Annotated in this window: 10 protein-coding genes and 1 pseudogene; 8 read left to right on the top strand and 3 right to left on the bottom strand. The window is 75.7% G+C overall.

From position 1 onward, the window contains the following. From NH602_RS23990 to NH602_RS23975, 4 genes and pseudogenes are all read left to right on the top strand, one after another. Positions 1–159, top strand: a pseudogene (locus NH602_RS23990) (8-amino-7-oxononanoate synthase); the annotation flags it as partial. Continuing rightward, positions 156–860, top strand: coding sequence for a dethiobiotin synthase (gene bioD / locus NH602_RS23985; protein ID WP_253068966.1), 705 nt, complete (start codon positions 156–158; stop codon positions 858–860). The pseudogene NH602_RS23990 and the gene bioD, both read left to right, overlap by 4 nt. Then, positions 857–1,864, top strand: coding sequence for a biotin synthase BioB (bioB, locus tag NH602_RS23980; RefSeq protein WP_073573904.1), 1,008 nt, complete (start codon positions 857–859; stop codon positions 1,862–1,864). Before bioD ends, bioB begins: the two co-directional genes overlap by 4 nt. After that, positions 1,861–2,082: a hypothetical protein gene (locus NH602_RS23975; protein ID WP_179760348.1), complete on the top strand. Its 222-nt coding sequence runs from the start codon at positions 1,861–1,863 to the stop codon at positions 2,080–2,082. The genes bioB and NH602_RS23975 overlap by 4 nt, the downstream gene beginning before the upstream one ends. Positions 2,083–2,138: 56 nt before the next feature. Here the strand turns inward: NH602_RS23975 and NH602_RS23970 are convergent, their stop codons facing one another. Next, complete coding sequence (locus NH602_RS23970; protein ID WP_100880954.1) at positions 2,139–3,176, bottom strand: zinc-dependent alcohol dehydrogenase family protein; 1,038 nt, start codon at positions 3,174–3,176, stop codon at positions 2,139–2,141. Positions 3,177–3,257: 81 nt separating this feature from the next. On the opposite strand from NH602_RS23970, the gene NH602_RS23965 reads away from it, so the two are divergent. Together NH602_RS23965 and NH602_RS23960 are read left to right on the top strand one after the other, a co-directional pair. Then, positions 3,258–3,794, top strand: a complete 537-nt coding sequence (locus NH602_RS23965; protein WP_253068965.1) for a type II toxin-antitoxin system PemK/MazF family toxin — start codon at positions 3,258–3,260, stop codon at positions 3,792–3,794. Positions 3,795–3,923: 129 nt separating this feature from the next. Next, on the top strand, positions 3,924–5,552 hold the full coding sequence (locus NH602_RS23960; RefSeq protein ID WP_179760346.1) for an ABC-F family ATP-binding cassette domain-containing protein: 1,629 nt from the start codon (positions 3,924–3,926) through the stop codon (positions 5,550–5,552). 2 nt (positions 5,553–5,554) lie between these two features. Here the strand turns inward: NH602_RS23960 and NH602_RS23955 are convergent, their stop codons facing one another. Then, positions 5,555–6,226 carry an LON peptidase substrate-binding domain-containing protein gene (locus NH602_RS23955; protein WP_179762819.1) on the bottom strand — a complete coding sequence of 224 codons (672 nt, stop codon included), beginning with the start codon at positions 6,224–6,226 and terminating at the stop codon, positions 5,555–5,557. A 13-nt stretch (positions 6,227–6,239) separates the two neighbouring features. After that, a complete protein-coding gene (locus tag NH602_RS23950) occupies positions 6,240–6,950 on the bottom strand; it encodes an NUDIX domain-containing protein (RefSeq protein ID WP_100880248.1) in 711 nt (236 codons plus the stop codon). 166 nt (positions 6,951–7,116) lie between these two features. Here NH602_RS23950 and nadA point away from each other — a divergent pair, with 166 nt between their 5' ends. Together nadA and nadB are read left to right on the top strand one after the other, a co-directional pair. Continuing rightward, the gene (gene nadA, locus NH602_RS23945; protein WP_179760345.1) at positions 7,117–8,115 is read left to right on the top strand and encodes a quinolinate synthase NadA; all 999 of its coding nucleotides are present in this window, start codon (positions 7,117–7,119) and stop codon (positions 8,113–8,115) included. Between the two features lie 11 nt (positions 8,116–8,126). Further along, positions 8,127–9,455 (top strand): L-aspartate oxidase (nadB, locus tag NH602_RS23940; protein WP_253068964.1); only part of this gene is annotated, 1,329 nt, incomplete at its 3' end.

The raw sequence follows: 9,455 nt of genomic DNA, 5'->3' as shown, positions 1-9,455 counted from the left end.
GGTCTGCGGGTGGGCTGCTTCCGGCCGCCGTCGGTCCCGCCGGGCACGTCCCGGCTGCGGCTCACCGCCCGCGCCGGGCTGACCGGGGCGCAGCTGTCGTTCGCGACCGGCGTGCTCGCCGAGGTGCTCGCCGACGCCCGGACGGGGGCCCCGGCGTGACCGGGCGGTTCGTGGTCGTCACCGGTACCGGCACCGGGGTCGGCAAGACCGTCGCCACCGCCGCGCTGGCCGCCGTCGCGGTCGCGACGGGGGAGCGGGTGGCGGTGCTCAAGCCCGCCCAGACCGGGGTCGGCCCGGACGACCCCGGCGACGTCGACGAGGTCGCCCGCCTCGTCCCCGAGGTCACCACCCGGGAGCTGGCCCGCTACCCCGACCCGCTGGCCCCGGCGACCGCGGCCCGGCGCTGCGGGGCGCGCCCGGTGACCCCGGAGCAGGCCGCGGTGACCGCGCGGACGCTGGCCGAGCACCACGACCTCGTCCTCGTCGAGGGTGCGGGTGGGCTGCTCGTCCGGTTCACCGACGAGGGCGGCACCCTCGCCGACGTCGCCCGGCTCCTCGACGCCCCGGTCGTGGTGGTCGCGGCGGCCGGGCTCGGCACGCTCAACCACACCGCGCTCACCGTCGAGGCGCTCCGGGTGCGCGGCCTGACCTGCGCGGGGATCGTGATCGGGTCCTGGCCGGCGGAGCCGGACCTGGCCGAGCACTGCAACCTCCAGGACCTGCCGATGATCACCCGGGTGCTGGTCCGGGGCCTGCTGCCCGAGGGCCTCGGACGGGTGACACCGGACCGTTTCGCCGCGGTGGCCCGGGACACACTGGGTCCGATCCAGCCGGGTGACTGGCAAGATCCACGGGCATGACGACCGCCCGGACCGACGTCCTCACCGTCGCGCGTGACCAGGTCCTCGACCAGGGTCGCGGCCTCACCGTCACCCAGGTGCGCGAGGTGCTCGACCTGCCCGACGACCGTCTCGACGACCTGCTCGAGCTGGCCCACCAGGTGCGGATGCGCTGGTGCGGGCCGGACGTCGAGGTCGAGGGGATCATCTCGCTCAAGACCGGCGGGTGCCCGGAGGACTGTCACTTCTGCTCCCAGTCGGGCCTGTTCGCCTCGCCGGTGCGCTCGGCCTGGCTGGACATCCCGATGCTCGTCGAGGCCGCCAAGCAGACCGCGAAGACCGGGGCCACCGAGTTCTGCATCGTCGCCGCCGTCCGCGGGCCCGACGAGCGGCTCATGTCCCAGGTCGCCGCCGGCATCGCGGCGATCCGGGACGAGGTCGACATCAACATCGCCTGCTCACTGGGGATGCTCACGGCCGAGCAGGTCGGCGAACTCGCCGCGATGGGCGTGCACCGCTACAACCACAACCTCGAGACCGCCCGCAGCCACTTCCCGAACGTGGTCACCACCCACACCTGGGAGGAGCGCTGGGACACCCTGCGCATGGTCCGTGAGGCCGGCATGGAGGTGTGTTGCGGCGGCATCGTCGGGATGGGGGAGACCCTGGACCAGCGCGCCGAGTTCGCCGGGCAGCTCGCCGAGCTGGAGCCCGACGAGGTGCCGCTGAACTTCCTCAACCCGCGCCCGGGCACCCCGTTCGGGGACCTGGAGCCGATGTCCGGGCCGGACGCCCTGCGCACCGTCGCCGCGTTCCGCCTGGCGCTGCCGCGCACGATCCTGCGCTTCGCCGGTGGCCGCGAGATCACCCTCGGCGACCTGGGCGCCCGCAAGGGCCTGCTCGGCGGGATCAACGCGGTGATCGTCGGGAACTACCTGACGACCCTGGGGCGTCCGGCCGAGTCCGACATCGACCTGCTCGGCGAGCTGGAGATGCCGATCAAGGCCCTCAACGAGACGCTGTGACGGCGCCGGTGGGCACGCCGACCCGCGAGGACGGGGGCCCGTACTGCGACCAGTGCGGGTCGCCGGACCCCGCGGCCGGGCACGACCGGTGTGCGGCGCGCCGCGAGCTGGAGCCGCCGCGGTTCTGCCCGGACTGCGCACGGCGGATGGTGGTGCAGATCCACCCGGTCGGCTGGACGGCCCGATGCAGCCGGCACGGCGAGCGCACCTCGTCCTGACCTGCCGCCGCGCGAGGCCCCCGCGGTGGCGGGGGCCGCGCCGGTGTCCGCGCAGGTCAGGGCTTGATCAGGACCTTGAGCGCCTCGCGGTCGTTCATCGCGCGGTAGCCGTCCGGGACCTCGTCGAGACCGATGGTGCGGTCGAAGACCCGTCCGGGCTGGATGCGGCCCTCCAGCACGTCGGGCAGCAGCTCCTCGATGTAGGCGCGCGCCGGGGCGACGCCACCGTGCACGCCGACGTTGCGCATGAACTCGCCGACGCCGAGCGGGATGTCGGAGTACTGCGAGACGCCGACGCGGCCGACCAGCCTGCCGTCCTTGGTCACCTCGATGGCGGTGCGGATCGCCTCCACGTAGCCGACGCACTCCAGCGCGGCGTCCACGCCGTCGCCGCCGGTCAGCTCGCGCACCTTCTCGACCGCCTCGTCGCCGCGCTCGGCCACGACGTCGGTGGCGCCGAACTCGCGGCCCAGGTCGGTGCGGTCGGTGTGCCGGCCGAGCAGGATGATCCGCTCCGCGCCGAGGCGCTTCGCCGCGAGCACCGCGCACAGCCCGACCGCGCCGTCGCCGACGACGGCCACGGTGTCCCCGCGGCGCACCCGCGCCGAGACCGCGGCGTGGTGGCCGGTGGAGAACACGTCGGACAGGGTGAGCATCGACGCGAGCAGCGCGTCGTCCGGCTCGCCCGGCATCGGGACCAGGGTGCCGTCGGCGAACGGGACGCGCACCGCCTCGCCCTGGCCGCCGTCGGTACCGTCGGAGCCCCAGCCGCCGCCGTGCCGGCACGAGGTCTGCAGCCCCTGCGCGCAGAAGTCGCAGGTGTTGTCGGCCCAGACGAACGGTGCGACGACGAGCTGGCCCGCAGTGCGGTTCCGCACCCCGGACCCGACCTCCTCGATCACGCCGAGGAACTCGTGGCCGATCCGGTCGCCCTGCGGGTTGTCGTCGGCCGAGTTGTACGGCCACAGGTCGCTGCCGCAGATGCAGGAGCGCAGCACGCGCACGATCGCATCGGTGTCGTCACGGATGACCGGGTCCGGTACGTCGGACGAGACCCGGATGTCGTGTGTGCCGTGGATCAGAGTCGCCTTCATGCCCTCCGCCTTCCCGTATGCGGAACCGTTCATGCGCGCCCGGTCGTCATGACGTGCCGCACGTGCGGCAGGCTGGGCGGCATGGCGATCAACTGGGGCTCGGTGCTGCGCAAGGCCGCGGATCTGGCGGTGCAGTTCCTGAAGGACTCGCAGAAGGACGGACGGGCCCCGCGGCGCGGCCACGGTGGCGGCGCCCGGCCCGGCCCGCCGCCGACGGCCGGGCGGGTGCGCACCGCGCCCACCGGCGACCGTGCCCGGGAGGTCGCCTACGCCCCCGAGCCCGACGGGGCCGCGGACCCCGGCGAGATCGTCTGGACCTGGGTGCCCTACGAGGAGGACGCGAGCCAGGGCAAGGACCGGCCGCTGCTGGTCGTCGGGCGCTCGGCCGGCGAGCTGCTCGGGCTGATGCTGTCCAGCCAGGACAAGCGGGCCCACGACCCGGACTGGGTCGGGATCGGCTCCGGCGCCTGGGACCGCGAGGGTCGCGACTCCTACATCCGGCTCGACCGGGTGCTGGAGGTCGAGGAGCACGGCATCCGCCGGGAGGGTGCGGTGCTGGACCGGGCGCGGTTCGACCGGGTCGCGGACGAGCTGCGGTCGCGCTACGGCTGGCGCTGAAAACCCGGGTGCGCCCGTGCGGGCGCACCCGGTAGGGTCGCCGTCATCATGAGGCACTGACGACCCCCTCGACCGCGGACGTGGCCCACGCCCCTGCGGTCCTCCTCCGTCTCCACCGGAGTCGTCGTCATGTCATCGACCGAGCAGGTCCACGCCGTCACCGCCCGCGGGCTGGTCCGTTCCCACGCCACCCGCGCCGGCCGTCCGCCGGTGCTCGACGGCGTCGACCTCGTCGCCGCGCCGGGCACCCGGGTCGGCCTGATCGGGGAGAACGGCTCGGGCAAGTCCACACTGCTGCGGCTGCTCGCGGGCGTCGACACCCCGGACGGCGGGACGCTCACGGTTCCCGCGGACCGGGTGTACCTGCCGCAGGAACCCGACCTGGGCGACGGGGGGACCGTGGGCGACCTGCTCGACGCGGCGCTGCGCCCGCTGCACGACGCCGTCGCCGAGCTGGAGCGCCTGGCCGCCGGTCTGGCCGACGGCAGCGGCGCCGCCGCCTACGACCGGGTGCTGGCCTGGGCGATCGCCCACGACGCGTGGGACGCCGACCGGCGCGCCGAGGTCACCGCGGGCACGCTCGGTGTCGCCGACCTGGAGCGGGACCGGCCGGTCGCGACCCTGTCCGGGGGCGAGCGCACCCGGCTCGCGATGGCCGCCGCCCTGGTCCGCCGCCCCGCGGTGCTGCTGCTCGACGAACCCACCAACCACCTCGACGACGCCGCCCTGGAGCTGCTGGAACGCTCGCTGGTGGAGCTGCCCGGCGTCGTCGTCGCGGCGAGCCACGACCGCACCTTCCTCGACCGGGTCTGCACCGAGCTGCTCGATCTCGACGCCGGCGAGCTCGGCACCGACGGGTACGGCGGGCGCCGGTTCGGAGGCTCGTTCACCGAGTACCTCGACGCCGCCGCGGCGAGCCGCCGCCGCTGGGAGGAGCGCTTCGCCGCGGAGCAGGAGGAGATCGCCGCGCTGCGGGAGAAGGCGCGGGCCGGGCTGTCGACGATCGCCCCCGGGCGCGGCCCGCGCGACAACGACAAGTTCATCCACGCCTTCAAGGGGGCGGGCGTCGAACGCACCCGGGCCCGCCGGGTCCACGACGCGCAGCGCCGCCTGGAGGTCGCCGAGCGCGAGGCGGTCCGCAGGCCGCCCCGGCCGCTGGAGTTCGCCGGGCACCTCACCGGCGACGCCGCGGCCGGCGGGCTCGCCGTGTGCGTGCGGGACCTGCGGGTCGACGGACGGCTACGGCTCGACCTGCTCGACCTGGCCGTGGGGGAGAAGCTGCTGGTCACCGGCCCGAACGGGGCCGGGAAGTCGACCCTGCTGGCGGTCCTGCACTCCGACCTCCTACCGGACGCGGGCACCGTGGACGTGCGGGCGCGCCGGGTCGGGCTGCTGGCCCAGGACCCCGACGTCGGCCCGCCCGACCGCAGCGCCGCGACCGTCTACGCCGACGCCGTCGGCGCGGAGCGGGCGGAGACCGTCCCGCTGCGCGAGCTGGGGCTACTGCACCCGCGTGAGCACGGCACCGCGGTCGGAGAGCTCAGCCTCGGCCAGCGGCGGCGCCTGGCCCTGGCCGTCGCCGTCGCCGAAGCCCCGGACCTGCTGCTGCTCGACGAGCCGACCAACCACGTCTCGTTGCGGCTGGCCGGGGAGCTGGAGTCGGCGCTCGGCACTGCGCCGGGGAGCGTCGTCGTCACCTCGCACGACCGGTGGCTGCGCCGGCGCTGGGAGGGGCCGCACCTCGCCGTCGGCGGGTGAGCTCAGTTCGGGCTGTGCTCGTCGGAGAACGACCCGAGCGGCGCCGGCACCGCCCGCAGGGTCTCCAGCAGGCCGCGCTCGCGGGCGAGCAGCCTGCGGATCTCCCGGAGCCGCTGCACCGCGCTGGTCTGCTCCAGCAGGAGCTGGCGGTCGCCCAGGGGCAGCAGGCAGTCCCCGGCCAGCAGGTGCGCGAGGTCGGCGGTGGGGGTGTCGGCGGCGGGCTCGGACCAGTCACCGGTCCGCCACGCGGTGTCGCAGTACTCGCGGTGCGCCGCGCGGGCGGAACGCTCCAGCATCGCCACCAGCCGCGGGTCGGCCTCGTCGCCGGTGTCGTCGGGCAGGAACTCGACCTCGCCGCTGAGGTAGGAGTGCGAGCCCGTGTCGAGGTCGAGCAGCCGGAAGCGGCGGGCGCCGCGGGTGACGACGTCGTAGCGGCCGTCGGGGAGCCGGCGGGCGTCGATGAGCACCGCCGTGCAGCCGACGGCGTGCATCCCGGAGGCCCCGGAGCGGTCCGGCGAATGGCCCTCGCGCACCGCGACGACACCGAACTCGCGGTCGGGGACGGCACCGGTGAGGAGGTCGACGGTGAGCTGGCGGTAGCGGGGCTCGAAGATGTGGAGGGGAAGCGCCGCACCCGGCATCAGCACCGTCCCCAACGGGAACAGCGGAAGCATGGCGGACACCGGCTCACGGTAGTACGCCCTCGCGGGGCCCGCCGGGTCGCGCAGGTGGCCGGAGCACGGCGAACGCGTCGGTGACGCGCATCCCGCGGTCGGTGAACCGGAACACCGCGGCCGGGCGGCCGCCGGAACGGCCCGACGGGACGACCTCCCCGGTGGGCTCCAGCAGGCCGCGACGGGTGAGGACCCGCTGCAGGTTCGTCGCCGACACCTCGTGGCCCAGCGCGGCGACGTAGTGCTCGCGCAGCGCCGAGATCGTGAACTCCGCGGGGGCGAGCGCGAACCCGAGGTTGGTGTAGGACAGCTTGGCGCGCAGGCGGTCCCGCCCCGCCGCGACGATCGCGGCGTGGTCGAACGCGGTCGCGGGCAGGTCCTCGACGTCGTGCCACGCGGTGTCCCCGGGCAGCTCGGGGTCCGCGTCGGAGGGGACCAGGCCGAGGAACGCGGTGGCGATGCGGCGCTTCCCGGACACGCGGGCCGGGTCGGAGAAGACCGACAGCTGCTCGACGTGGGCGACCTCGCGGACGTCGACCTTCTCGGCGAGCTGGCGGCGCACGGAGGTCTCGACGTCCTCGTCGGGGCCCAGGGTGCCGCCCGGCAGTGCCCAGCGTCCGGCGTCCGGGTCCAGGGCCCGCTGCCAGAGCAGGGCGCCCGCCCGGCCCTCCCGGATCCTGAGCACGACGGCGAGGACCTCGTGCAGGGCGGGTGGCGGTGTCACGGGGCCAGCCTAGGGCGGACCGGCCGCGGCACCGGGACGTGACGGCGGGGTGTCCGTCAGGTGAGGTCCCGGTCACGACGGAGGTGCCGGTGGCGCGCGAGCGGTGCTACCATCCGACCAGTTTCCGCCCGCTAGGCGAAAACCCGACACGGCCCGGGAGGGCGCAATGACCGGAACGCTGACGGCACCCGGCGGCACGGGGACCGACCCCGGCTGGGCCGACGAGGTGCGTGCGCTGGCCCGCGAGCGGGACGCGGTCCTGCTGGCGCACAACTACCAGCTGCCCGAGATCCAGGACGTCGCCGACCACGTGGGGGACTCGCTCGCGCTGTCCCGGATCGCGGCCGAGTCCCACGCGTCGACGATCGTGTTCTGCGGCGTGCACTTCATGGCCGAGACCGCCAAGATCCTCAGCCCGGACAAGACCGTGCTGATCCCCGACGCGCGGGCCGGCTGCTCGCTGGCCGACTCGATCACCGCCGACCAGCTGCGGGAGTGGAAGGCCGAGCACCCGGGCGCCGTCGTCGTCTCCTACGTCAACACCACCGCCGCGGTGAAGGCCGAGACCGACATCTGCTGCACCTCCTCCAACGCCGTCGAGGTCGTCGACTCGATCCCGCGCGACCGCGAGGTGCTGTTCCTGCCCGACCAGTTCCTCGGCGCGCACGTCCGCCGCACGCTGGAGCGGGAGAACATGCACGTCTGGGCCGGGGAGTGCCACGTGCACGCCGGCATCAACGGCAAGCAGCTCACCGAGCGGGCCGCGGCCCACCCCGGCGCCGACCTGTTCGTGCACCCCGAGTGCGGCTGCGCGACCTCGGCGCTCTACCTGGCGGGCACCGGCGCGGTGCCCGCCGAGCAGGTCAGGATCCTCTCCACCGGCGGGATGGTCGACGCCGCCCGCGCCACCGGCGCGACGGAGGTGCTCGTCGCGACCGAGGTCGGGATGCTGCACCAGCTGCGCCTGGCCGCCCCGGAGATCGCGTTCCGCGCGGTGAACGAGAACGCGTCCTGCCCCTACATGAAGATGATCACCGCCGAGGCGCTGCTGCGGTCGGTCCGCGAGGGCACCGACGAGGTCCACGTCGCCCCCGACCTCGCCGCCCGCGGCCGTGCCGCCGTGCAGCGGATGATCGAGATCGGTCAGCCGGGAGGTGGGGAGTGACGGCGCGGGGGGTGAGCTGGGAGGCCGGCGCCGACCTGGTCGTCGTCGGGTCCGGGGTGGCCGGGCTGACCGCCGCGCTCGACGCGGCCGCGGCCGGGCTGCGCGTCGTGGTGGTCACCAAGGACGGCATCGGCGAGGGCTCGACCCGCTGGGCGCAGGGCGGGGTGGCCGTCGTGCTCGGCGACGTCGCCGGGGACTCGCTCGGGGCGCACGTCGCGGACACCCTGGCCGCGGGCGGCGGGCTCAACGACGCCGACGCGGTCGACGTGATCGTGCGCGGCGGGCCCGGCGCCGTGCGGCGGCTGCGCGAGCGCGGCGCCCTGTTCGACGCGCGCGGCGCCCGCCTGGACCGCACCCGCGAGGGCGGGCACTCGGCGTTCCGGGTGGTGCATGCGGGCGGCGACGCCACCGGCGCCGAGGTCGAGCGGGCGCTGGTCGCGGCGACCCGGGAGGCGGGCGTCACCGTGCTCGACGGGCACGTGGCCGACGACGCGCTGCGCGACGTGACCGGCCGGGTCGTCGGGCTCTCCGTCCTGGCCGGGGACGGCGGTGCGGAGACGGGCGTGCTGCGCGCCCCCGCGGTCCTGCTGGCCACCGGTGGGTACGGGCAGCTCTACTCCTCGACGACCAACCCGGCGACCTCCACCGGCGACGGCGTCGCGATCGCGCTGCGTGCCGGGGCGACGGCGGCCGACCTGGAGTTCGTGCAATTCCACCCGACCGTGCTCTGGACCGGCCCGGCGGTCGGGCGCCGCCCGCTGGTCACCGAGGCCGTCCGCGGCGAGGGCGCGGTCCTGCGCGACCGGGCCGGGCACGCGTTCATGGCCGGGGTGCACCCGCTGGCCGACCTCGCCCCGCGCGACGTCGTCGCGGCGGCGATCACCCGGCACACCGCCGAGACCGGCAGCGAGTGCGCCTGGCTCGACGCGACCGGTCTGGCGGGCTTCGCCACCCGGTTCCCGACCGTGTTCGCCTCCTGCCGGGAGGCGGGCATCGACCCGCGGACCGAGCCGATCCCGGTGAACCCGGCGGCGCACTACGCCTGCGGCGGCGTCGTCACCGACACCTGGGGCCGCACCGGCGTCCCGGGGCTGTACGCGGCGGGCGAGGTCGCCCGCACCGGGCTGCACGGGGCGAACCGGCTCGCGTCGAACTCGCTGCTGGAGGGGCTGGTCGTGGGGGAGCGGGTGGTCCGCGCGGTCTGCGAGGACCGTGCCGCGGCCGGGCCCGCGCTGCTCACCGCGCCGGTCGAGCCCGCCCCGGCGCTGCCGGTCGCGGACCGCGCGACCCTGCAGCGCGCCCTGTCGCGCCACGCCGCCATCGGACGGGACGCGACCGGG

The organism is Pseudonocardia sp. McavD-2-B (assembly GCF_024124365.1).
In the GTDB taxonomy this organism is placed as follows: Bacteria; Actinomycetota; Actinomycetes; order Mycobacteriales; family Pseudonocardiaceae; genus Pseudonocardia; species Pseudonocardia alni.
This window is presented reverse-complemented; position numbering and strand designations above follow the sequence as displayed.